The sequence below is a fragment of the Shinella sp. SUS2 genome, assembly GCF_001262505.1.
GTDB lineage: Bacteria > Pseudomonadota > Alphaproteobacteria > Rhizobiales > Rhizobiaceae > Shinella.
The window spans coordinates 384468-406379 of record NZ_KQ410732.1; the positions used below are offsets into that span (position 1 = coordinate 384468).

At 66.1% G+C, this 21912-nt stretch carries 22 protein-coding genes; 19 read left to right on the forward strand and 3 right to left on the reverse strand.

Annotation, left to right across the window (positions count from 1 at the left end; genetic code table 11):
• The first annotated feature begins 9 nt into the window (after positions 1 to 9).
• The 11 genes from AKG11_RS17920 to AKG11_RS17970 all read left to right on the forward strand — a co-directional run bounded on the left by AKG11_RS17920 (position 10) and on the right by AKG11_RS17970 (position 10905).
• Positions 10 to 1290 carry an NAD(P)/FAD-dependent oxidoreductase gene (locus AKG11_RS17920; RefSeq protein WP_082342492.1) on the forward strand — a complete coding sequence of 427 codons (1281 nt, stop codon included), beginning with the start codon at positions 10 to 12 and terminating at the stop codon, positions 1288 to 1290.
• A 107-nt stretch (positions 1291 to 1397) separates the two neighbouring features.
• Positions 1398 to 2171 carry an SDR family NAD(P)-dependent oxidoreductase gene (locus tag AKG11_RS17925; protein WP_050744858.1) on the forward strand — a complete coding sequence of 258 codons (774 nt, stop codon included), beginning with the start codon at positions 1398 to 1400 and terminating at the stop codon, positions 2169 to 2171.
• Between the two features lie 10 nt (positions 2172 to 2181).
• Entirely contained in the window at positions 2182 to 2931 is a 750-nt protein-coding gene (locus tag AKG11_RS17930; RefSeq protein ID WP_050744859.1) for an SDR family NAD(P)-dependent oxidoreductase, read from the forward strand.
• Between the two features lie 108 nt (positions 2932 to 3039).
• Positions 3040 to 4128 (forward strand): D-TA family PLP-dependent enzyme, encoded by a 1089-nt coding sequence (locus tag AKG11_RS17935; protein ID WP_050744860.1) that lies wholly within the window; start codon positions 3040 to 3042, stop codon positions 4126 to 4128.
• A 73-nt stretch (positions 4129 to 4201) separates the two neighbouring features.
• Positions 4202 to 4594 (forward strand): RidA family protein, encoded by a 393-nt coding sequence (locus AKG11_RS17940; RefSeq protein ID WP_050744861.1) that lies wholly within the window; start codon positions 4202 to 4204, stop codon positions 4592 to 4594.
• A 199-nt stretch (positions 4595 to 4793) separates the two neighbouring features.
• On the forward strand, positions 4794 to 5333 hold the full coding sequence (locus AKG11_RS17945; protein ID WP_050744862.1) for a flavin reductase family protein: 540 nt from the start codon (positions 4794 to 4796) through the stop codon (positions 5331 to 5333).
• A 123-nt stretch (positions 5334 to 5456) separates the two neighbouring features.
• Positions 5457 to 6809 carry an LLM class flavin-dependent oxidoreductase gene (locus tag AKG11_RS17950; RefSeq protein WP_037409281.1) on the forward strand — a complete coding sequence of 451 codons (1353 nt, stop codon included), beginning with the start codon at positions 5457 to 5459 and terminating at the stop codon, positions 6807 to 6809.
• A gap of 9 nt (positions 6810 to 6818) precedes the next feature.
• Positions 6819 to 7670: an ABC transporter permease gene (locus AKG11_RS17955; RefSeq protein ID WP_050744863.1), complete on the forward strand. Its 852-nt coding sequence runs from the start codon at positions 6819 to 6821 to the stop codon at positions 7668 to 7670.
• Positions 7671 to 7705: 35 nt separating this feature from the next.
• Positions 7706 to 8680 (forward strand): ABC transporter substrate-binding protein, encoded by a 975-nt coding sequence (locus AKG11_RS17960; protein ID WP_050744864.1) that lies wholly within the window; start codon positions 7706 to 7708, stop codon positions 8678 to 8680.
• Between the two features lie 8 nt (positions 8681 to 8688).
• Positions 8689 to 9459: an ABC transporter ATP-binding protein gene (locus tag AKG11_RS17965; protein WP_023515039.1), complete on the forward strand. Its 771-nt coding sequence runs from the start codon at positions 8689 to 8691 to the stop codon at positions 9457 to 9459.
• A 129-nt stretch (positions 9460 to 9588) separates the two neighbouring features.
• Positions 9589 to 10905 carry a replication-associated recombination protein A gene (locus AKG11_RS17970; RefSeq protein WP_050744865.1) on the forward strand — a complete coding sequence of 439 codons (1317 nt, stop codon included), beginning with the start codon at positions 9589 to 9591 and terminating at the stop codon, positions 10903 to 10905.
• A 3-nt stretch (positions 10906 to 10908) separates the two neighbouring features.
• Here AKG11_RS17970 and AKG11_RS17975 read toward each other — a convergent pair whose 3' ends face one another.
• Positions 10909 to 11505 (reverse strand): CDP-alcohol phosphatidyltransferase family protein, encoded by a 597-nt coding sequence (locus AKG11_RS17975; RefSeq protein WP_050744866.1) that lies wholly within the window; start codon positions 11503 to 11505, stop codon positions 10909 to 10911.
• A gap of 119 nt (positions 11506 to 11624) precedes the next feature.
• Here AKG11_RS17975 and AKG11_RS17980 point away from each other — a divergent pair, with 119 nt between their 5' ends.
• From AKG11_RS17980 to AKG11_RS18000, 5 genes are read left to right on the forward strand one after another with little or no spacing between them, the layout of a single operon-like run.
• A complete protein-coding gene (locus AKG11_RS17980) occupies positions 11625 to 13361 on the forward strand; it encodes a bifunctional alpha/beta hydrolase/class I SAM-dependent methyltransferase (protein ID WP_050744867.1) in 1737 nt (578 codons plus the stop codon).
• 7 nt (positions 13362 to 13368) lie between these two features.
• Entirely contained in the window at positions 13369 to 14703 is a 1335-nt protein-coding gene (locus tag AKG11_RS17985) for a phosphatase PAP2/dual specificity phosphatase family protein (RefSeq protein WP_050744868.1), read from the forward strand.
• The gene (locus AKG11_RS17990; RefSeq protein ID WP_050744869.1) at positions 14700 to 15137 is read left to right on the forward strand and encodes a hypothetical protein; all 438 of its coding nucleotides are present in this window, start codon (positions 14700 to 14702) and stop codon (positions 15135 to 15137) included. Before AKG11_RS17985 ends, AKG11_RS17990 begins: the two co-directional genes overlap by 4 nt.
• Complete coding sequence (locus tag AKG11_RS17995) at positions 15134 to 15787, forward strand: lysophospholipid acyltransferase family protein (protein ID WP_050744870.1); 654 nt, start codon at positions 15134 to 15136, stop codon at positions 15785 to 15787. Before AKG11_RS17990 ends, AKG11_RS17995 begins: the two co-directional genes overlap by 4 nt.
• On the forward strand, positions 15787 to 16716 hold the full coding sequence (locus tag AKG11_RS18000; RefSeq protein ID WP_050744871.1) for a phosphatidate cytidylyltransferase: 930 nt from the start codon (positions 15787 to 15789) through the stop codon (positions 16714 to 16716). The genes AKG11_RS17995 and AKG11_RS18000 overlap by 1 nt, the downstream gene beginning before the upstream one ends.
• 27 nt (positions 16717 to 16743) lie before the next feature.
• Here the strand turns inward: AKG11_RS18000 and AKG11_RS18005 are convergent, their stop codons facing one another.
• Positions 16744 to 17655, reverse strand: a complete 912-nt coding sequence (locus tag AKG11_RS18005) for a carbon-nitrogen hydrolase family protein (protein WP_197283993.1) — start codon at positions 17653 to 17655, stop codon at positions 16744 to 16746.
• 20 nt (positions 17656 to 17675) lie between these two features.
• Entirely contained in the window at positions 17676 to 18218 is a 543-nt protein-coding gene (locus AKG11_RS18010; protein ID WP_023515030.1) for an Lrp/AsnC family transcriptional regulator, read from the reverse strand.
• A 279-nt stretch (positions 18219 to 18497) separates the two neighbouring features.
• Between AKG11_RS18010 and AKG11_RS18015 the strand changes: the two genes are divergently transcribed.
• The 3 genes from AKG11_RS18015 to speB all read left to right on the forward strand — a co-directional run bounded on the left by AKG11_RS18015 (position 18498) and on the right by speB (position 21911).
• Positions 18498 to 19991, forward strand: coding sequence for an APC family permease (locus AKG11_RS18015; RefSeq protein ID WP_050744872.1), 1494 nt, complete (start codon positions 18498 to 18500; stop codon positions 19989 to 19991).
• Positions 19988 to 20860, forward strand: a complete 873-nt coding sequence (locus AKG11_RS18020) for a universal stress protein (RefSeq protein WP_050744873.1) — start codon at positions 19988 to 19990, stop codon at positions 20858 to 20860. Before AKG11_RS18015 ends, AKG11_RS18020 begins: the two co-directional genes overlap by 4 nt.
• Positions 20861 to 20957: 97 nt before the next feature.
• Complete coding sequence (speB, locus tag AKG11_RS18025; RefSeq protein ID WP_023517217.1) at positions 20958 to 21911, forward strand: agmatinase; 954 nt, start codon at positions 20958 to 20960, stop codon at positions 21909 to 21911.
• Position 21912: the final 1 nt, after the last annotated feature.

Below are 21912 nucleotides of genomic sequence, written 5' to 3' on the forward strand. Positions count from 1 at the left end.
GGGAGCAGCATGGTCTATCCGGATACCTATTATCGCCGCACCATGACGGATCAGGTGGTGCGTCCGGCGCTCTCCGGCACCGTCGAGTGCGACGCGGTGATCATCGGCGGCGGTCTTGCCGGTCTTTCGACGGCTCTCCAGCTCGCGCGGGCGGGGCGGAGCGTCGTGGTGCTGGAAGCGGAAAGCATCGGCTTCGGCGCCTCCGGGCGCAATGGAGGCTTCGTCAGCGCCGGTTATGCGACGGGGGAGGACAATATTGCCCGCATGGCCGGCCCGGCCGTGGCGCACGACCTGTATCGCCTGTCGATGGAGGGCGTGGAGTTCGTCCGCGACAACATCCGGACCCTCGGCCTTTCCGATGCAGATCTCCGGCCCGGCCTGATGAGCGTGCTGCGCTACGATGACGGCGCGCGTCTCAGGGCCGATGTGGAGGAGGTGCGCCGGCGCTATGGCGAAGATATCGCCTACATGGATCGTGACGCCGTGCGTGCGGTGCTGAAATCGGATCGCTACCATCAGGCGGTGCGCCACGGGGCTGCCTTCCACATGCACCCGCTGAACTATCTGCGCGGCATTGCCCGCGAAATCGAGCGCCTCGGCGGTCGCATCTTCGAGCAGTCTACGGCGACAGGCAGCGAACTGGACGAGGCGGAAAAGCGAGTGAGGACGGCGGGCGGCATGGTGACGGCGCGCGACGTCGTCTTTGCGACGGGTGGTTATACCGGGTCGCTGAATGCGCGGCTCCAGCGTGCCTTCCTGCCTATCGCCACCTATGTGATGGTCAGCGAGGAGGCGCCCGACCTTCTCGCCTCGGCAATCGCCACCCGCGACGCCATCGGCGACAACCGCCGGGCGGGCGACTATTACCGCCTGGTCGACGACGGCCGGCGGCTGCTCTGGGGCGGGCGTATCACCACCCGCGCCGCTTCGACCGCCGGGCTGGTGCGCGAACTGCGCGCCGAAATGGTCGGCACCTATCCGCAGCTTGCCGGCCTCGGGACGGAGCTCGCCTGGTCGGGTCTGATGTCCTATGCCCGCCACCTGATGCCCCAGATCGGACGCATGGCGCCGGGCGTCTGGCATTGCACCGCCTTCGGCGGCCACGGCCTCAACACGACGGCGATCGGCGGCAAGGTCATTGCGGAGGGCATTCTCGGTGAAAGCGAACGCTACAGGCTCTTTGCGCCCTTCGGCCTTGTCTGGGCCGGTGGCCTTGCAGGGCTGGCGGTGGCACAGCTGACCTACTGGAAACTGCAGGCACAGGACTGGTGGCGCGAACGCGCGGCCTGAGACGACGGCCGCCACTGAGCGGTGGGTTGCCTGAATTGCGGTGTTGACTATCGACGCCGTCGCCCATTCTTCTTCCGGGAGGATATCGCATTGGAGCAGAGACACCCATGACCGACCAGACCCGAGTAGCGCTCATAGCCGGTGGGGCCGGCGGCATGGGAGCGGCGATTGCCACGCGGCTTGCCGCCGACGGTTACGCTGTCGTTCTCGCAGACCTTGAATCCGAACGCCTGACGGCCGCGGCGGAGGCAGTGCAAGTCGGGGGCGGTGCCGCGCTTGCGGTGCCGCTCGACATGCGCAAGGTCGCCTCCTGTGCCGCTGCCGTGGAGAAGACGCTCGCCTGGCGCGGGCGCCTCGACGCCCTCGTCAATGCCGCCGGCGTCTGGCGCGAGGGCGCGGCCGGAACGATGACGGAAGAGGACTGGGACATCGTGCTCGACGTCAATCTCAAGGGAGCGTTCTTCCTCATCCAGGCGGCCATTCCGCATCTGGAGAACGGCGCCTCCATCGTCAACATCGCCTCGGATGCCGGCCTCGTCGGCAACAACGGCGCGTCGATCTACTGTGCCTCGAAGGGCGGGCTGGTTCTGTTGACCAAGGCGCTGGCGCTGGAACTTGCGCCGCGCCGCATTCGCGTCAACGCGGTCTGCCCTGGCGACGTCGCAACGCCGATGATCGAGTTCCAGGCGGAACGCTATGGCGGAGGCGACCCGGACGGCTACAAGGCGAAACTCCTGTCCAACTATCCCCAGCAGGAAGCCGCCCGCTTCATCCGGCCGGAGGAGATCGCCCGCATGGTCGCCTATCTCTGCGAGCCGGATGCCGCGCCCATCACCGGGGCCGCGCTCTCCATCGATTTCGGCGTGACGGCCGGCTACTGAGGAGGGACGGATGCAGCGCAAGACGGCGATCATCACCGGAGCAGGGGCCGAGGACGGCATCGGCTTTGCCTGCGCACGGAGCCTGGTGGAGGAGGGCTATGCCGTCCACCTCGTGGCAACGAGCGATCGGATTTTCACCCGTGCCGCGGAGTTGAGGCGCGACGGGTTCTCCGCGACGGGCCACATTTGCGACCTCACTGTCAAGGCCGATGTCGAGCGCCTGCGGCAAGCAACGGGGCCGGCCGCGGTGCTCGTCAACAATGCCGGCATGGGCAGTCTCGCGCAGCCGGCACTGCAGCGCGACTTTGCGATGCTGGAGGAGGCGGATTGGGACCGCGGCATCTCCGTCACGCTCAAGACGACGTTCCTTTCGACACGCCTCTATTTGCCGGACATGCTGGCGGACGGCTACGGCCGCATCGTCAATGTGGCGTCGGTGACGGGCCCCTATGTCGCCAATCCCGGCGAGACGGCCTATTCCGCCGCCAAGGCCGGCATGGTCGGCCTCACCCATGCACTGGCGCTCGAAGCCGGCCCGCATGGCGTCACGATCAATGCCGTGGCGCCAGGCTGGATCGATACCGGCGCGTCGACGGACGAGGAGCGCCGCGCCGCCATGGCGACACCCTGTGGCCGCGCAGGCCGGCCAGACGAAGTGGCGGCCGCCGTCGCCTTCCTTGCCTCACCCAAGGCGAGCTATATCAACGGTGCCGTGCTGGTGGTCGATGGCGGAAACATTCTTCAGGAGCGCAAGGCCTGAGATGTTACCGAGGCAGGCGCGGGGATTTCGGTTTTGCCCCGCCACTGTTTTCATCATAGTGACCACACCCCAACAGGCGCTGCAGGCGCCAAGACTGGAAGGCTTCCCATGACCGATCCCTGGCCCACTGCCGGCACGCCGCTCGACGATGTCCTCACCCCGATGCCCGTCATCGACGAGGACCGGCTGGCCGCCAACATCGCCCGCGCGCAGGCCTATTTCGACGGGCACGGCAAGGCCTTCCGCCCGCATATCAAGACCCACAAGATCGTCGCCGTCGCCGAGGCGCAGCGCGCGGCCGGCGCCGTCGGTCTCAATTGCCAGAAGATCAGCGAGGCCGAGGTTTTCGCCGATGCCGGTTTCGAGGACATCCTGATCACCTACAACATCCTCGGTGCGGCGAAGCTCGGGCGCCTGCGCGGGCTGCACGAGCGGGTGCCGCGTCTTGCCGTGGTCGCCGACAGCGCCACGACCGTGGACGGTCTTGCCCGCGCCTTCGATGCCGCCCGTCCGCTGACCGTGCTTGTGGAGTGCGATACGGGCGGGCGCCGATGCGGCGTGCAGACACCGGAGGCGGCAACAGAACTGGCGGCCCGCATCGCCGCCGCGCCGCCCCTCCGCTTCGGCGGCATCCTCACCTACCCTGCAACCGGCGGCGCAAGCGCCGTGGAGGCTTTCATCGCCGGGACCATGACGCTGCTGGCGGCAAGGGGGCTCGATTGCCCGGTGCGCTCCAGCGGTGGTTCGCCGGACCTCTGGAAGGCCCATCTCGTGCCTTCCGCCACCGAACACCGCGCGGGAACCTATGTCTACAACGACCGGAGCATGGTGCGCGCCGGCCATTGCACGCGGCAGGATCTTGCCATGCATATCCTTGCGACCGTCGTCTCGCGCCCGGCTGAGGATCGTGCGGTGCTGGATGCCGGTTCCAAGGCGCTGACCTCGGACCTGCTCGGTTTCAGCGACTACGGCGAGATCGAGGGCCACGAAGGCGCCCGCATCGTCTCGCTCTCGGAGGAGCATGCGGTGGTCGATCTCAAGGATTGCCGGGGAGAGTTTCCCGCCATCGGCAGCGTGGTGCGCATCGTGCCCAACCACACCTGTGTCGTCAGCAACCTGTTCGACCGTATGGTCTTCCACCGCGGTGGCATCGTGACGCGGGTCGAGGCAGTCGCCGCACGCGGCACGGTCTGGTGAGGCCGGATTTCGGTTGATGGCGCGCGGCAAAGCCGCTCGTGCTGGCCGGCAAACGCATTCAAGGAGAATCGCCATGGCTGACAACGACGCCCCCTTCTTCATCGAGGATACCGACGAGACGGAGATCTCCTCCGACACCGCCGGCCTAGGCAACCTCCTCGTCACCACGCATATCCCGCTGCGCGCCGACGGATCGCTGGAGACTGGCGATATCAGGACGCAGAGCATCGCGACGCTGGAGAGCCTGAAGGCGTCGCTGGAAAAGGCCGGAAGCAGCCTTGCCGACGTGATCCACCTGACAATCTACCTCATCGACATCAATGAGCGCCCGGCCTTCAACGAGGTCTATTGCGCCTATTTCAAGAAGCCCTATCCGGTGCGTTGCGCCGTCGGGGTCGCCGCGCTCGCTGATCCCGATATGCGCGTCGAGGTGACGGCGATGGCGGCGCGGCGCGGGCGCGCCTGAGCCCATGCCGGACGCATCGCCTGGTTTTGCGGTGCGTCTGGCTCTGCTCTCGCCGGTCGGCGCGTGCATCCACGGGCGATGCGCAATTGAAATTCATATTTTCTATAAAAATAGTGAAATAAGAAATGGCGTGCCTGCTATCCCGGGCTTCCGCTTGTTATCCCTATCAGCATCAAGGGTCTCAAGCGGAGCGGGAACGATGAACGCCCATGTCGAAAACACACGTTTCAACCTTCACGGCACGTCGCTGATCGAGCAGCCGGCCGACGCCGACACGCTGAAGGCGGCGCTGCGCACGCTCGGCGGCGGCGTCAGCATCATCACGGCCGGCGAGGGCGAAACCCGCACCGGCGCGACCGTCACGTCGGCGACGGCGCTCTCGGTCGAGCCGGCGCGCATGCTGGTCTCCCTCAACCGCACCTCGTCCACCTGGCCCGTCGTCGAACGCTACGGCCACCTCGGCATCAACATCGTCGGCAGCGCCCATGAGGCCCTTGCCAACCAGTTTGCCGGCCGCGGTGGTCTTCGTGGCGCCGATCGCTACCACGGCGCGGACTGGACCACCGCCGTCAGCGGCGCGCCGCTCCTGGTCGATGCCGTCGCGGCAATCGACTGCGTTGTCGAGGAAGCCATCGAACGGCACAGCCACGTCATCGTCATCGGGAAGGTTCTGGCGATCCGCCTCGGCGCCGGCCATTCGCTGCTCTATCAGGACGGCCGCTATCATGCCCTGTCCTGACGCCTGCTGAGCGGCGCCCGCCGCACCGGCATCCACATCCGAGCACTGCCGTACCCCGCCGTGGGCGGGATCGCGACCCCGTGGCCGACGCGGCCCTCTCCAGATGCGATGAAAGGAAACATGATGACACGCAAGATCAGGCTTGGCGCATTCCTTCCCGGCGGCGGCCAGCACGTCGCCTCCTGGCGGCACCCGGACCAGCCGGCGGACGGCGCCACTAGCTTCGAGTTCCACAAGCAACTCGCCCAGACTGCGGAGCGCGGCCTGTTCGACGCTTATTTCCTGGCGGACAACCTTGCCATCGGGTTCGGCGGGGCGCGGGAAGGGGGCAATGCCCGCGTCGCTGGCTTCGAGCCGGTGACGCTGTTTTCGGCGCTTGCGCCCTTCACGAAAAATCTCGGTTTCATCGCCACCGCCTCGACGACCTACGAGGAGCCCTACAACACGGCCCGCAAATTCGCCTCGCTCGACCTCATTTCCGGCGGGCGTGCCGGCTGGAATGTCGTCACCACGACGGGTGATCCGACCGCGCAGAACTTCAACCGCGAGACCCAGTTGCCCCATGCCGCGCGCTATCGCCGCGCTGCCGAGCATGTCGATGTGGTCAAGAAGCTCTGGGACAGTTTCGAGGATGACGCCTTCCTGCGCGACAAGGAGAGTGGCGTCTTCTACGATCCGGAGAAGCTGCACGAGAGCGACCATCGCGGCGAACATTTTCAGGTGCGCGGGCCGCTCAACGTCGCCCGTTCGCCGCAGGGCCATCCTGTCATCGTGCAGGCCGGCCAGTCGGATGACGGCCGCGGGCTTGCCGCCGCGACGGCGGAAGTGATCTTCACCGCCCACCAGCACATCGGGACGGCACAGGAATTCTACCGCGACATCAAGGCGCGCGCCCGCGGCCTCGGCCGCAATCCGGACCATATCCTCATCATGCCCGGCGTCTCGCCCTTTGTCGGCCGAACGCTGGAGGAGGCGCGCGAAAAATACGACCGCCTGACCGCGCTGATCGTCGAAGCGGATGGCGTCGGCCTCCTCAACGGGCTCACCGGCGGCACGCTCGATCTTCGTGGTTACGACCTCGATGGTCCGCTGCCGCCCGCACCGCCGACCGAGGGCATGAAGAGCCGTCAGGCGCTGATCCGCCAGATCGCCGACGAGAACAATTTCACCATCCGCCAGCTCTACCAGTGGATCGCTTCCGCCCGTGGCCATTACACCGTCGTCGGTACGCCAGAGACGATCGTCGATACGCTGCAGGAATGGTTCGAGAACGAGGCCGCCGACGGATTCAACATCCTGCCGCCCTGGCTGCCAACGGCGCTCGACGACTTTGTCGATCTGGTCATCCCCGAACTCCAGCGCCGTGGCCTGTTCCGTACCGCCTACGAGGGCACGACGCTGCGTGAAAACCTCGGTCTGCCGTTCCCCGTCAACCGCTGGGCCGGCGCACGCGCCGCCGTCCAGGCCGCCGAATAGGAGACGACGATGTCCTATGAAAACGTGAACTCCACCCTCGGTGCGGATTTTCGCCTTGCGAACCGGCCGCCGGCGGCGCCCGGTCTTGCGACACGGTTGAATGCGCTGTTGCCGTCGTTTCTCGCCCGCTACGGACTGGTTCTGGCCTTTTTGGCGCTCTGGCAGATTTCGAGCACACAGGGGTGGGTCAATCCCTCCGTCTTCCCGCCGCTCCACATCATCGTCTCGGCTCTCTGGGACAGCCTTGCCAGCGGCGCACTTCTCGATGATATCGCCATCAGCCTCCAGCGCTCCGGTATCGCCTTTGTCGCCGCCGTCGCGATCGGCATCCCGCTCGGCCTTGTTATGGGGCAGGCGAAGATCGTCGAGCAGGCGCTCGATCCGCTGCTGCAGTTCTTCCGCCAGACCTCGGCGCTGGCGCTCTATCCCGTCTTCATCCTGCTGCTCGGGCTCGGTGAAACGTCAAAAGTCTTCGTCATTTTCTGGGCGACGCTCTTCCCGATCCTGCTTGCCACGATCGGCGGCGTGAAGGAGGTCGACAGCAAGTTGATCGAGATGGCGCGGACCTATGGCGCAGGGCGTTTGACGATCTTCCGCCGCGTCATCCTGCCGGCCTCGGTTCCTGCGATCTTTGTCGGCCTGCGCCTCTCCGCCACCACGGCGCTGCTGCTCCTCATCGCCGCCGAGATGATCGGCGCCAACAAGGGCATCGGCTTCCAGGTGATGAACGCCCAGTACAATTTCCAGGTCCCGCTGATGTTCGCCGCCATCCTGCTTCTGGCGCTGCTCGGCCTCCTCGCCAATGCGGTGCTGGTCCTCCTCCAGAAAAAACTCTGCCGCTGGTCGCAGCCGAACGCCTGAACCTTCCGCATTTCTCTTTGTCAAAGGACACCGCCATGACCTTCCACTCGCGAAAACTTCTCCTCTCCACCACCCTCTTCCTGGGCCTTGCCGGCGCGGCCTTCGCCGAGGATGTGAACCTGCGGTACCTCGCCAGCCAGGGCGGTCTTTCCGCCCATGAGCTTGCCGCCGAACTCGGCTATTTCAAGGGAACCGGCATCACGATCGAAAATGTCGGTTATGCCGCGGGCGGCCCGGCCTCGCTGATCGCGCTCGCCTCCGGTGATGTAGAGCTCGGCAGCGCGGCCACCTCCGCCGTTCTGAACTCGATCATCGGCGGCAACGATTTCGTCGCCGCCTATCCCTCGAACGGCATCAATGCCGAAGTCCAGTCGATCTTCTACGTGCTGGAAGACAGCCCCATCAAGGACATCAAGGACATTGCCGGCAAGAGCATCGCCGTCAACACGCTGGGCGCCCATCTCGACTATACGATCCGCGAGGCGCTGCATTCGGTCGGCCTGCCGACGGATGCAGCCAACCAGGTCGTCGTGCCCGGCCCGCAGCTTGAGCAGGTGCTGCGCTCCGGCCAGGTGGACATCTCGGCGTTCGGATACTGGCAGACGACCTTCGAGGGTGCGGCCAGCAAGAATGGCGGCCTGCGTGCGATCTTCGACGATACGGACGTGCTCGGCGAGATCGCCGGCGGCTTCGTGGTGCTGCGCCGTGATTTCGTCAAGGCGCATCCCGAGGCGGCAAAAATCTTCGTCGAACAGTCGGCCCGTGCGCTCGATTATGCCCGCGAGCATCCCGAGGAGACCCGCAAGATCCTCGCAAAGGCCTTGCAGGAACGCGGCGAGAACCCTGATATCGCGCAATATTTCCGCGGCTATGGCGTTCGTGCGGGCGGTCTTCCGGTTGAGCGGGACGTGCAGTTCTGGATCGACGTTCTGGTCCGCGAAGGCAAGCTGAAGGAAGGCCAGCTCGCGGCCAAGGACGTGCTCTATTCGCCCGACGCTGCAACGAACTGAGGTCTCCCATGAGCCTTGCCCCTGCAACGATCCGCGGAGAGGTGACGATCCGTCACCTCTCGAAATCCTACACGCTCGATGGCCGGCCGCTGCCGGTCCTCGATAACATCAACCTGAAGATACGCTCCGGGGAGAGCCTTGCCATCGTCGGTGCCAGCGGCTCCGGCAAGACGACGTTGCTGCGTATCCTTGCCGGGTTGGAGGATGCCGATGGCGGCGAGGTGCTGATCGACGGCAAGGCCGTTTCGGGCGTCGGCGCGGAACGCGCCGTGATCTTTCAGGAGCCGCGCCTGCTGCCCTGGCTGACCGTGCTCGAAAACGTCGCCTTCGGTCTCGATACGCGCGGGGCCTCCCGCGAGGAAGCGAAGGCCCGTGCGCGGCGCTATGTCCAGCTCGTCGGCCTGCAATCCTTCGAGAACGCCTATCCGCGCCAGCTTTCCGGCGGCATGGCGCAACGCGTCGGCATCGCCCGGGCGCTTGCCGTGCAGCCGGAGATCCTGTTGCTGGACGAACCGCTCGGCGCGCTCGACGCCATGACGAAGATCGGCATGCAGCAGGAGCTGACGCGCATCTGGCGCGATGAGGACGTCACGACCATCCTTGTGACACACGACCTGGAGGAGGCCATCTACCTTGCCGACCGCATCCTCATCCTGCCGCGCGAGAAGAACGCCGCGCCGCGGCTGATCGAGATCGACCTGCCGCGTCCCCGCGACCGCAGCGCGCCGGAATTCGTCCGTCACCGCGAGGAGCTGCTGACCCTCTTCGGCCTGCACTGAGCGCCATCGCGCACGATTGCCTTTGACCCCGCCTGCTCCGGCCGATAGACGAACGTCATCCGGCCGGGCAGGCGGGCTTTTGCGTCAGGCCGCCGGGTTGGACAGGACCGTTTAAGACCGGAGGATGCCATGACCGATCTTTTCGACGCTGCGCCGCGCTCCGGCGTCATGCCGCTTGCCGCGGAACTGCGCCCGGCGACGCTGGACGACGTGATCGGCCAGGAGAAGATCATCGGCGAGGGCACCATGCTGCGCCGGCGCATCGCCGCCGGAAGGCTCGGCAGCATCGTGCTCTACGGTCCGCCCGGCCTCGGCAAGACGTCGATCGCCCGTGCCATCGGCAACATGCTCGGCAAGAGTTTCCGCCCGCTGCACGCCGCGCACAACAACGTGGCCGACATCCGTAAGATCGCCGACGAGGCGCGCATGCGGCCGACCCTGCTCTTTGCGGACGAGGTGCATCGTTTCAGCGCGACGCAGCAGGACCATCTCCTCGCGCTCTGCGAAGAGGGCGTCGCCGACTTCATCGGCGCAACGACCGGCAATCCCTACCACACGCTGACGCCTGCACTCATCTCCCGTTCGACCATCTTGAAACTGGAGCCGCTGACGCTCGAGGAGATGGAAGAGGTGGTGCGGCGGGGGCTTCGCCATCTTGCGGCGCGCGGCATCGAGGTGCGCCTGGAGCCCGCCCAGCTGCGCCGCATCGCCGGTCGGTCCGGCGGCGATGCGCGGCGGGCGCTGACGGTGCTCGAAAGCCTTGCCGTCGGGCACGCTCCGGGAATACCCGTCGTCATCACCGAGGCGATGGTCGAGGAGGCCTATGCCGCCGCGCCGGTCAACCACGACCGGTCGGGCGATGCGCATTATGACGTCGTCTCGGCCTTCGTGAAGTCGATGCGCGGTTCCGATCCCGATGCGACGCTCTACTGGCTTGCCCGGCTGATCCACGGCGGCGAGGATCCGCGCTACATTGCGCGCCGCATCATGATCCACGCCTCCGAGGATGTCGGCCTTGCCGACAATACGGCGCTGCAGACGGCGGTGGCGGCGCTGCATGCGGTGGAGAAGATCGGTTATCCCGAGGCGCAGATCATTCTCGCCCATGCCGCTCTCCACGTCGCCCGCGCGCCGAAATCGAACTCCGCCTGCCGCGGCATCTCGCTGGCACTTGCCCATGTGGCAAAGGAAGCGCCATCGTCGGTGCCGCTTCATCTGCGTGACGCCCACTACAAGGGTGCGGCGGCGCTCGGCCATGTCGGTTATGCCTTTCCGCATGATGACGGACGGGGCTGGAGCGAGCAGGTTTACGCGCCGGAGGTGCCGCGCGGCGCCTTCTACCAGAGCGACGCCCGCGAGGCAGGAACTTTCGAACGGCGCGCCGACGAGCACTGGGACCAGATCACCGGCCGGCCGACACCACGCCGCTTCGGCGAGAAGCGCTGACGGCTACGGGGCGGTGAGGCCGGCCCGAACCCGGTTGACGACCGTCCAGGCGAGCAGCACGCAGGCCATCGGCTGGATATGCCATGTCCAGGCGGGCAACGTGCCGAAACCGGCGACAAGCGCGCCGAGCGCCCCGAAGAGGACGGCCCGGTCGCTCTTGCCCATCGGCCCCTCGTAGCTGCGGCCGTTGCCATGGGCGACGCCGAGCACGCCGGCGAACTCCGTCAGCGCGGCGAGAAAGACGATGGCGGTGAACCACGGCAGGGAAAAGGGCGCGACCAGCGCGAAGGGCACGTACAGCGCGGCATCGGAGACGACATCGGTGATCTCGTTGAGATAGCCGCCGAGCGGGCTCTTCTGGCCGTGTTCGCGCGCGAGCATGCCGTCGATGGCGTTGAGCCCCATGCGCAACAGCATCCAGACCGGAACGAGCGCGAAAAGCGCGGGTGCCGGATTGACGAGAAGCAGCGCGCCGATCCCCACCGAGACGATCGCGGCGATCAGTGTTATCTGATTTGCCGTGACGCCCATGGCCGCCAGCCGTCCCACCAGGGGGCGAAGCAGGTTCTGGAAGGACGATTTCAGTTTATAGATCGACATGTCAGCTCGAATCCGCTCGATTGCGTGCCACAAAAGAGGATGCAAATCGTATGAAATCAACTGCAAACATGCGTCCTCATCCGTATAGGTGCTGAGGTTTCTACAGGAGAGATGACAGCATGATCGAATCCGCCTTTGCGAGCCATGACGGCGTGGAGCTTTTCTACCGTGCCTGGCCCGCCCGTTCCGGCACGGCGAAAGGCGCGATCGTGCTTTTGCACCGCGGCCATGAGCACAGCGGCCGGGTGGCGCATATCGCCGAGGAGCTCGGGCTCGACGACTTCGCCTTCTACGCGTGGGATGCGCGTGGCCATGGCCGGTCCCCCGGCGAGCGCGGCCATTCGCCGTCCTTCGCCCATTCGGTGCGCGATCTCGACTGCTTCGTCCGCCACATCCGCGAGACCGGCGGCTTTGCCATGGATCAGATCGCCGTCGTCGCCCAGAGCGTCGGTGCGGTGCTCGCTTCCACCTGGGTGCATGACTATGCGCCGGATATCCGCGCGCTGGTGCTGGCGTCGCCCGCCTTCGACGTGAAACTCTACGTACCCTTCGCCAGGGAGGGCATCGCGCTCTGGCAGAAGCTCAAGGGCACGTTCTTCGTCAACTCCTACGTCAAGGCCCGCTTCCTGACGCACGATCCTGCGCGCATTGCTTCCTTCGAGGCCGATCCGCTGATCACCCGTCCCATCGCCTCCAACATCCTCCTGGAGCTCTACGAGGCGGCGGACCGGGTGGTCGGCGATGCGCGTGCCATCACGGTGCCGACGCAGCTTCTCGTTTCCGGCAGCGATTTCGTCGTGCGCCATGCGCCGCAGCACCGCTTCTTCGAAAATCTCGGCAGCACGATCAAGGAGCGCCATGTGCTGCCCGGCTTCTACCACGACACGCTCGGCGAGCGGGACCGGGCCAAGGCGCTTGAAAAGGTGCGGACCTTCCTCCTCCAGCGTTTCGCCGAACCGCCCGTGGTGGCCGACCTGCGGCGTGCGCATCTTTCCGGCTACACCCGCGACGAGGCCGACCGGCTGGCGACACCCTTGTCGCTGCTCTCCCCGCGCGGGCTCTATTGGGCACTGACGCGGGGCTCGATCCGCCTCGGGAGCCTTTTTTCCAAGGGCATAGAGACGGGCGTGCGCACCGGCTTCGATTCCGGTTCCACGCTCGACTATGTCTATGAGGACGAGGCCCGCGGTCTCGGCCCCGGCGGGCGGCTGATCGACCGGCAGTTCCTCGATGCGATCGGCTGGCGCGGCATCCGCCAGCGCAAGGTCCATCTGGAAGAGCTGATCGGCAAGGCACTGGCACGCCTGAAGGCCGAGGGACGGCCGCTGCGTGTGCTCGACATCGCCGCCGGCCACGGGCGCTACGTGCTCGACGCGGTTGCGGGATCCGAAGCCAAGCCGGAGAGCATCCGCCTGCAGGACTATTCGCCGATCAACGTGGACAAGGGCGCGGCGCTGATCGCCGAGCGCGACCTGAGGGAGGTGGCGGAATTCCACCGGGCCGATGCCTTCGACACCGAAGGGCTTGCCGCGATCACCCCGCAGCCGACGCTCGCGATCGTCTCCGGCCTCTACGAGCTCTTCCCGGACAATGCCCTGATCGAGGCCTCGCTGGCCGGGCTCGCCCGGGCGATGGAGCCGGGGGCGCTGCTCCTCTATACCGGCCAGCCCTGGCATCCGCAGCTCGAGATGATCGCCCGGGCGCTGACCTCGCATCGCGGCGGCGAGGCGTGGATCATGCGGCGGCGCACCCAGCAGGAAATGGACCAGCTGGTGGCCGCGGCGGGTTTCCGCAAGGTCGAGCAACGCATCGACAAGTGGGGCATCTTCACCGTCTCGCTGGCCGAGCGTATCTGAGGCGATCATGGGGGAGGGCGTCGCATCTGTCGTTGCCGTCGATCGCCGCGCGGTTTTTCGCGCTGCGGCGCTGTGGCTCGCCTTCCTGGCACCGTTCTTCTACCTGACCTACGGTTTCTCCAACTGGCTGGCCGCGCAGCAGGCGGATGTGCCGAATCTCGCTTTCGGCTGGGAGCGGCACATCCCCTTCCTCGCCTGGACGATCCTGCCCTATTGGTCGATCAACGCCTTTTATGCGCTCTCGCTCTTCGTCAACGAGACGCCGGCGGAGGTCGGCCGGCTGGCGCGGCGTTATCTTACGGCGCAGGTCGTCGCCGTCCTCTGCTTCATCGCCTTTCCGCTACAGGCGATCTTCGTGCGGCCGGAGACGCAGGGGCTGCCGGGTTTCCTGTTCGACGTGCTCGGCGGCTTCGACAAGCCGTTCAACCAGGCGCCCTCGCTGCATATCGCCCTGCTGGTGATCATCTGGGAACATTGGCGCCTGCGGTTGCGCGGAGCGATGCTGGCGATCTGGCATGGCTGGAGTTTCCTGATCGGCATCTCCGTTCTCACGACCTGGCAGCATCACAGCATCGATATTCCGACCGGCGCGCTGCTCGGCCTTTTCGCCCTCTGGCTCTTCCCGGCCGGCCGGCCGTCGCCGCTGGCAGGGTTCCGCCTGACGCTCGATACGAAGGCGCGGCGACTCGCCGTCTGTTATGCCGCCGGCGCGCTCGTTTTCCTGTTCCTCGCCGTGTGGACGACGTTCGATTCAGGGGCGGGCCTGCTGCTGCTCTGGCCGGCACTTGCGCTCGCCCTCGTCGCGCTCGCCTATGCCGGTGCGGGGCCGGATGTGTTCCAGAAGCGGGCCGATGGCCACATCAGCCTGGCGAGCCGCTGGCTGCTGATGCCTTACAGGCTGGGCGTGCGGGCGAATGTCTGGTGGTGGACACGGCGCCTGCCCGATGCCGTCGAGATCGCCGACGGCGTTTTCCTCGGCCGGGTGCCGTCGCAACGCTCACTTTCCACTTATGCCGCCGTTGTGGATATGACGGCGGAAAGGCCGGGCCTTGTCGTTCCCGGCCTTTCCTGGCGTGCTTTCCCGACGCTCGACCTGCTGCCCGTCTCCGCCGCCCGGATCCGCGAGGCGGCGCTCGCCGTCGAGGAGGCGGGGCGGCATGGGCCGGTCCTTGTCTGCTGCGCGCTCGGCTTCCAGCGCAGCGCGCTCGTCGCTGCCTGTATCCTGATGCGGACCGGCTTTGCCACCACGGCAGCGGCGGCGGTCGCCCAGATCCGGGCGAAGGGTCGGCCGGTGCATCTTGCGCTGGAAACCTATGCCGCGATCGAGGAGGCGGCGCGATGACGGACTGGCAGACGGTTGTTGCGGATACCGTCCGGCGCCTTCAGCGCAACGGCCTTGCCGGCGGGGCAACGGCTTTGCTGATCCTCGCCGTGGCGCCGCCGACGGCCGGCGCCCATGGATTTACCGGGCCGCTCGCCTGGGGGCTGCTGCTCGCCTTCTGCCTCGTGCCGCTGGCACTTTCGGTGCATCTTCTGTTCGACGCCGCGCTCTTCCGGCTCGCCGCCTCCCATGACGGGGAAACGACAGGGCTTGCTGCCATCGACGACGTGCTGGCGCGCATGGGGCTTCGCGCCAGGGGGAGCGTTTCGGCAACGCTGCGGGAGCGTCTGCAGGGATGCCGGCGGCTCCTCTGGCTGCAGCGGATCGCATTGCTGATCGCCATCACACTCTACTTCGTCCTGCTCCTCGACGGGATGGAGGGAGGCGGGGCATGAGCGTGAGCGGTGTATCGCTTTTGCAGAGCGTGTCCGGGGCGGCGCTTGCGGGGCTTTCGCGGGCGGTCACCGGCGTGCGGCCGATCTGGGCGGGCTCGGCGCCCTATGGCCGGCAGCGCATCTATTTCGCCAATCATGCAAGCCACGGCGATTTCATCCTGATCTCCACCTGCCTGCCCTTTGCCGAACGACGCCGAACCGCCGCGGTCGCAGGGGCGGACTACTGGAATGCCGGCCCGGTCCGCCGCTTCATTTCCGGCAAGATGCTGCGCACGGTGCTCGTGGAGCGCAACTGGGTGGAACGCACCGCCGACCCGATGCAGGTGATGCTCGCCGCCCTGGACAAGGGGCAATCCCTGATCTTCTTCCCCGAGGGCACGCGCAACATGACAGAGGAGCCGCTGCTGCGCTTCCGCTCGGGCCTCTACAATCTTGCGGCGCTTCGGCCGGATATCGAACTGGTACCCTGCTGGATCGAGAACATGTCGCGTGTTCTGCCGAAGGGCGCGCTCCTGCCGGTTCCGCTGCTCTGCCGCGTCGTCTTCGGCGCCCCGCTGGTGCTTCAGGTGGGCGAGGAGCGGAAAGTTTTCCTTGATCGCGCCCGCGAAGCGCTTCTCGCCCTTGCGCCCCGAAAGGATGGAACCCGTTGATGAGCGACGACACGCGTCTTTTCCTCGGCCTCGTCTCCGTGCTCGTCATTGCGAGCCTTGTTGCGGGCGTGCTCTCCTGGCGCAGTGAAAAGCCGCTGCCGGCGACGCTCGAAAACCTCAATGCACGCATCAAGGCCTGGTGGATCATGGTCGCGGGTATCAGCGTCGCCTTCCTGTTCGGCACGGGCGGCGTGATCCTGCTCTTCGCCTTCGTTTCCTTCGCGGCGCTGCGCGAATACGTCACGCTTACCAACACCCGCCATGCCGATCGGTGGACGCTGCTCGGCATGTTCCTGATCATCGTGCCGACGCAGTATTACCTGATCTGGATCGACTGGTACGGACTCTATTCGATCTTCATCCCCGTCTACTGCTTCCTCGCCATGCCGGCGCTGACGGCCCTGCGTGGCGACACGTCCCGTTTCCTCGAACGGGTCAGCGAACAGCAATGGGGCATCATGCTCTCGGTCTACTGCATCAGCCATGTGCCGGCGCTGGTGACGCTGCCCATTCCCGGCAACGAGGGCCGGGGCCTGCTGCTCATCGCCTTCCTCATCGCTACCGTGCAGGGCAGCGACGTGCTGCAGTACATTTTTGGGAAGCTTTTCGGCCGGCACAAGGTCGCGCCGAGCATCTCGCCGTCAAAGACCTGGGAGGGGCTGATCGGCGGCATTGGCAGCGCCTCGCTGCTCGGGGCCGGGCTCTACTGGCTGACGCCGTTCTCGCCGCTCGAAGCGGGGGCGCTCGCCGCGCTCGCCTGCATCATGGGCTTCTTCGGCGGCCTCGTCGCTTCCGCCATCAAGCGCGACCGCGGGGTGAAGGACTGGGGCCACATGATCGAGGGCCATGGCGGCATGCTCGACCGCGCCGACAGCCTCGTCTTCGCCGCGCCGGTCTTCTTCCACATTGTCCGGTACGCGTGGACCTGAAACGATCCCGGCAAAAGGGCGCGGCGGTTACCGCCGTTTTGCCATAGGGGTCATCGGGCCGAGGCTGTCGAGATAGGCCGAGGCGCCGCCGTTCTCATAGGTGCCGAAGGCGACATTGCGTTCGCGGTAGGATTTCAGCACCTGGCCGAGCCCGTTGGCGCCTTCGGCGCGCACCTGGCGCACCAGGCCGAGATCGACATTGATCGGAAAGATTTCCGCGACCTGCCCGCACTGGTGCACGACATTGCCTGTCGGGTCGGCGACCAGCGAACGGCCGACGCCGCCGGCATCGAGCCCGTTCACGTCGATCACGTAGCAGGAGAACATCACTGCCGTGGCCTGCACGATGGCCAGCTCGGCCTTGCGGTCGGTCGTGCCCGTGAGGACAGGATGGAGGAGCACTTCCACGCCTGCCGAGGTCAGCGTGCGCGTCGTTTCCGGGAACCAGATATCGTAGCAGATGGACAGGCCGAAGCGGCCGACATCGGGCACGTCGAAGATCAGGAAGTCGGTACCACCCGTGACCCCGGCCTCGAAAGGCATGAAGGGGAACATCTTGTCGTAGCGCCCGACGATCTCCCCATCCGGGTTGATCACGATGGAATGGTTGTAGGTCCGACCTTCGCGGTGCACGAAGTAGCTGCCCGGTATGATCCAGACACGGTGCTTGGCGGCAAGCGCCTGGAAGGCGGCTTCGTCGACGGCAGGATCCTCCGCCGCGCAGGCATGCAGCGGCCCGTGCATGGCGAGTTCCGAAAAGACGATCATGTCGGTGCCCGGATAGAGCGCCATGGTCTTTTCCACCTGGATCGTCATGGCCGGAATGTTGCGGCCGCCGATCGGCACCGGCATCTGGATGCCGGATATCAGGAAACGGGAATTGTCCCGCCGGCCGCCGGACGGCAGCATTGCATTGGCTTCGAGGGAAGAGGCTGACATGGGGGACGATCTCGCTTGAACTACTTGCCCGTGCGCGCGGCCGGCCGCGTCGTCACGCCGCGCGGCGAGGGCGACACCAGGTCGTCGAAGGCCACGCCGCGGTAGGGCTTGCTGGATTTCAGCACGATATAGCTGGAAAGATTGCCGATCTTGGGGCCGAGCCGCAAAAGCTCGTCCGACAGCATCTGGTAGGAGGCGATGTCGGGGCAGACGAAGCGCACGAGATAATCGATCGGGCCGCTGACCTTGGTGCATTCCACCACGTAGCGCATGTCCTCGACCATCTGTTCGAAGATCTGGAAATCCTCGAGCCCGTGGCTGTTCAGGGTGACCGCGGCGATGACGTCCACATGCCGGCACACTTTTGCTAGGTCGATGCTGGCATGGTAGCTGTTGATGACGCCGGCCTTCTCCAGCCGCTTCACCCGCTGCAGGCAGGGGCTTGGCGATAGCCCCACCTCATCGGCCAGTTCCTGGTTGGTCATGCGTGCATTGGCCTGCAGACAGGCCAGAATCCGCAAGTCGATCTGATCGAGCCGGATCGACCCGTCTTCGTCCTTCATTCATTCGCCCCCTGCTGCACGGACCGGGCCATGCTGTCTCATGATGAGCGTGGCCTGGCGGCCCTGGCCATATGGATACTTTTGGCCCGACCCTGTCAAGCTGGCCCCCGTGCGCGCATTTTCCGGCCGGCAAACCTTGCTCCGGCCACGCGATAAAAACTGTCGCCAGGGATGGGCCAGGCAGCAGCAAGTGTCGGAAGAGGATCGAAATACGGCAGCCCCTTTGCCGCATCCGCCGCTACAGTTCTGGCATGTGAGGAGACATCGGAGGGGAGGACGATGGCATCATCTATCTTTGAGCAGATCACGCGCAAGAAGCCGGTCGATCGGCTTGTAGCGGATACGTCGGGCGGGGGCGACGGGCATGGCCATCTCGGCCGCTCGATCACGCTGTTCCAGTTGATCATGTTCGGCGTTGGCGCGACGATCGGCACGGGTATCTTCTTCGTGCTGAGCGAGCAGGTGCCGGTGGCAGGCCCCGCCGTCGTCATTGCTTTCGTCATCGCGGCGGTCGCGGCCGGGCTTTCGGCGCTCTGCTATGCGGAGATGAGTTCGATGATCCCGGTCTCGGGTTCGTCCTATTCCTACGCCTATGCGACGCTCGGCGAGGGCATCGCCTTCTTCGTCGCCGCCTGCCTGGTGCTGGAATACGGCATTTCCGCTGCCGCGGTGGCGGTGGGCTGGGCGGAGTATGTCGAAAAGCTGCTCGCCAACGTCACCGGCATCGTGCTGCCGGGCTGGATGATCAAGGGGCCGATCACCGTCGTCGACGGCGACCATCCCTTCGCCATGGCCTTCTTCGCCGAAGGTTCCGGCCTCATCAACCTGCCGGCCGTCATCCTCGTCATGCTCTGCTGCGTCCTGCTTTTGCGCGGCGCCAAGGAATCGGCGCGCGCCAACGCCATCATGGTGCTGGTCAAGCTCGCCGTGCTCACGCTCTTCATCGTCATTGCCGGCAGTGCCTTCAACAGCGCCAATTTCACGCCCTTCTTCAACGAGAGCGGTTTTGGCGGCGTGCAGGCGGCGGCGGCGTCGATCTTCTTCACCTTCGTCGGCCTCGATGCCGTCTCGACGGCGGGTGAGGAAGTGGTCAATCCGCGGCGCAACCTGCCGATCGCCATCATCTCGGCGCTCGTCATCGTCACCGCCTTCTATGTGCTCGTCGCCTTCGCCGCGCTCGGCGTGCAGCCGGCAAGCGCCTTCGAGGGACAGGAAGCGGGCCTTGCCACGATCCTGCAGAACATCACCGGCTCCACCTGGCCGGCGAATCTTCTGGCCGCCGGCGCCGTCATCTCGATCTTCTCGGTGACGCTGATCGTGCTCTACGGCCAGTCGCGCATCCTCTTCGCGGTGTCGCGCGACGGCCTTCTGCCCTCGATCTTCCACCGGGTCGATCCGCGCAGCATGACGCCGGTCGCCTGCACGATCATCGTCGCCGTCTTCGTCTCGCTGATCGCCGCCTTCGTGCCGTCTGGCCTGCTCTGGGACCTGACGAGCATGGGCACGCTCACCGCCTTCACGGTGGTGTCGGCCGGCGTGCTGATCCTGCGTTACACGCAACCGGACATGCCGCGTGGCTACCGAGTGCCCTTCGGGCCGGTCCTGCCGGTCCTGTCCATCGCCGCCTGCCTCTATCTCATCTTCAAGCTGAGCTGGATGGTCTATGCCATCACCGGCGTCTGGGTGGGGATCGCCGCCCTCGTCTATTTCGGCTACTCCGCCCGCAATTCGCGGCTCGAAAAGCCTGAAGGTCTCGGCGAGGCGGCGGAATGAAGATCCTCGTCGGACTTTCCGCCGACCAGGGCGGGCAGGAGGCGCTCGCGCTCGGCGCGGTGCTGGCCCGCTCCTGCAAGGCCTCGCTCGTCGCCTGCACGGTGACGCCCGATACCTGGGGGCATCCCTCGCCGGCACGCGTCGACGGTGAATATGGCAGCTTCCTTGCCCGGCACACCGCCACGCTGCAAGCCGAGGCGAAGGCATCGCTTCCTGCCGATGTCACGGCGGAGTTCCTTGCCGTTTCCGCCTCCTCGGCCCGCGAGGGCCTGATCCGGGCCGCCTCGGAAACCGGTGCGGACTGCCTCGTGCTCGGCTCGGCGCGCGAGGCTCCGCTGGGCCGTTTCGGCGAAGGGGGCGTTACGACGGAACTGCTGCGTTCGGCGCATCTGCCGATCATGGTGGCGCCGCACGGCTATTCGGCCGGGCCCGAGACCCGCATCCGTCGCCTCAGCGCCGCCTATTCGGGTTCGTCCTCCGCGCCCGACATCGTCGCCCGCAGTGCGGCGCTCGCCCATGACTATTCGGTGCCGCTGCGTCTCGTCACCTTCGTGGTGCGCGACAAGCAGATGTATCCGACGGGTGCCGGCTACGATGCGGAACAGTTCGTTTCCAACGTGCTGCGCGAGCAGGCGCGCGATGCGCAGACGGCCTTGCTTGCCGGGCAGGCGGGGCTCTCCGCGGAGATCGCGGATGGGGCGAGCTGGAAGGCGGCGTTCGAGTCGCTCGACTGGCAGGATGGCGAAGTTCTCGTGCTCGGCTCCAGCAAGCTCGGGCCGCTGCTGCGCGTCTTCCTCGGCTCGAATGCCCGCAAGATCGTGCACAATGCACCGGTGCCCTGCCTTATCCTGCCGCGCGGCGAAGAATAATCGAAAAGAGGTATTTTAGCCGCTCGGACAAGTCTCGTAGAGTGCCATGTAGGGTGGGGCAAAAGACCCAGACACACGCCCCGCCGGAGGAAGAAAAATGACGACAAGAACCTTCAACCAGCCGCTCGGCGGCAACGAAATGCCGCGCTTCGGCGGCCCCGCCACCATGATGCGCCTGCCGACGCAGCCGACCGCCGAGGGACTTGATGCCTGCTTCGTCGGCATCCCCATGGATATCGGCACGTCCAACCGTCCGGGCACGCGCTTCGGGCCGCGGCAGATTCGCACCGAGAGCTGCATGATCCGCCCCTACAACATGGCCTCGCGTGCCGCCCCCTTCGAAAGCCTGCAGGTGGCCGACATCGGCGACGTGGCCATCGACACCTTCAACCTGCCGAAATGCGTCGACATCATCACCGATGCCTATCGCGGCATCATCAAGGACGGCTGCATCCCGCTGACGCTCGGCGGCGATCACACGCTTTCCTATCCGATCCTGCGGGCGATGGCGGAAAAATACGGCCCCGTCGGCCTCATCCATGTCGATGCCCATTCGGATATCAACGAGCACATGTTCGGCGAACCTATCGCCCATGGCACCCCGTTCCGTCGCGCCGTCGAAGCCGGCGTGCTCGACACCAAGCGCTGCATCCAGATCGGCGTGCGTGGCACCGGCTATGCGGCCGACGACTTCGACTGGTCCCGCGAACAGGGTTTCCGCGTGGTGCAGGTGGAGGAGTGCTGGCACAAGTCGCTGACGCCGCTGATGGAGGAAGTCCGCGCACAGATGGGCGACCGGCCGGTCTATCTCTCCTTCGACATCGACAGCCTCGACCCGTCGATCGCGCCCGGCACCGGCACGCCTGAAATCGCCGGCCTCAACACCATCCAGGCGCTCGAAATCATCCGCGGCTGCTGGGGGCTCAACCTTGTCGGCTGCGACCTCGTCGAGGTCTCTCCGCCCTATGACCCCTCCGGCAATACGGCGATCACGGCGGCGAACCTTCTCTTCGAAATGCTTTGCGTCCTTCCGGGCGTGCAGAGGCGATAAA

Bases quoted from the DNA above. Each gene is read 5' to 3' on its own strand.
- AKG11_RS17920 (WP_082342492.1), top strand. From the start codon at position 10: ATGGTCTATCCGGATACCTATTATCGCCGCACCATGACGGATCAGGTG.
- AKG11_RS17925 (WP_050744858.1), top strand. From the start codon at position 1,398: ATGACCGACCAGACCCGAGTAGCGCTCATAGCCGGTGGGGCCGGCGGC.
- AKG11_RS17930 (WP_050744859.1), top strand. From the start codon at position 2,182: ATGCAGCGCAAGACGGCGATCATCACCGGAGCAGGGGCCGAGGACGGC.
- AKG11_RS17935 (WP_050744860.1), top strand. From the start codon at position 3,040: ATGACCGATCCCTGGCCCACTGCCGGCACGCCGCTCGACGATGTCCTC.
- AKG11_RS17940 (WP_050744861.1), top strand. From the start codon at position 4,202: ATGGCTGACAACGACGCCCCCTTCTTCATCGAGGATACCGACGAGACG.
- AKG11_RS17945 (WP_050744862.1), top strand. From the start codon at position 4,794: ATGAACGCCCATGTCGAAAACACACGTTTCAACCTTCACGGCACGTCG.
- AKG11_RS17950 (WP_037409281.1), top strand. From the start codon at position 5,457: ATGACACGCAAGATCAGGCTTGGCGCATTCCTTCCCGGCGGCGGCCAG.
- AKG11_RS17955 (WP_050744863.1), top strand. From the start codon at position 6,819: ATGTCCTATGAAAACGTGAACTCCACCCTCGGTGCGGATTTTCGCCTT.
- AKG11_RS17960 (WP_050744864.1), top strand. From the start codon at position 7,706: ATGACCTTCCACTCGCGAAAACTTCTCCTCTCCACCACCCTCTTCCTG.
- AKG11_RS17965 (WP_023515039.1), top strand. From the start codon at position 8,689: ATGAGCCTTGCCCCTGCAACGATCCGCGGAGAGGTGACGATCCGTCAC.
- AKG11_RS17970 (WP_050744865.1), top strand. From the start codon at position 9,589: ATGACCGATCTTTTCGACGCTGCGCCGCGCTCCGGCGTCATGCCGCTT.
- AKG11_RS17975 (WP_050744866.1), bottom strand. From the start codon at position 11,505: ATGTCGATCTATAAACTGAAATCGTCCTTCCAGAACCTGCTTCGCCCC.
- AKG11_RS17980 (WP_050744867.1), top strand. From the start codon at position 11,625: ATGATCGAATCCGCCTTTGCGAGCCATGACGGCGTGGAGCTTTTCTAC.
- AKG11_RS17985 (WP_050744868.1), top strand. From the start codon at position 13,369: ATGGGGGAGGGCGTCGCATCTGTCGTTGCCGTCGATCGCCGCGCGGTT.
- AKG11_RS17990 (WP_050744869.1), top strand. From the start codon at position 14,700: ATGACGGACTGGCAGACGGTTGTTGCGGATACCGTCCGGCGCCTTCAG.
- AKG11_RS17995 (WP_050744870.1), top strand. From the start codon at position 15,134: ATGAGCGTGAGCGGTGTATCGCTTTTGCAGAGCGTGTCCGGGGCGGCG.
- AKG11_RS18000 (WP_050744871.1), top strand. From the start codon at position 15,787: ATGAGCGACGACACGCGTCTTTTCCTCGGCCTCGTCTCCGTGCTCGTC.
- AKG11_RS18005 (WP_197283993.1), bottom strand. From the start codon at position 17,655: ATGTCAGCCTCTTCCCTCGAAGCCAATGCAATGCTGCCGTCCGGCGGC.
- AKG11_RS18010 (WP_023515030.1), bottom strand. From the start codon at position 18,218: ATGAAGGACGAAGACGGGTCGATCCGGCTCGATCAGATCGACTTGCGG.
- AKG11_RS18015 (WP_050744872.1), top strand. From the start codon at position 18,498: ATGGCATCATCTATCTTTGAGCAGATCACGCGCAAGAAGCCGGTCGAT.
- AKG11_RS18020 (WP_050744873.1), top strand. From the start codon at position 19,988: ATGAAGATCCTCGTCGGACTTTCCGCCGACCAGGGCGGGCAGGAGGCG.
- speB (WP_023517217.1), top strand. From the start codon at position 20,958: ATGACGACAAGAACCTTCAACCAGCCGCTCGGCGGCAACGAAATGCCG.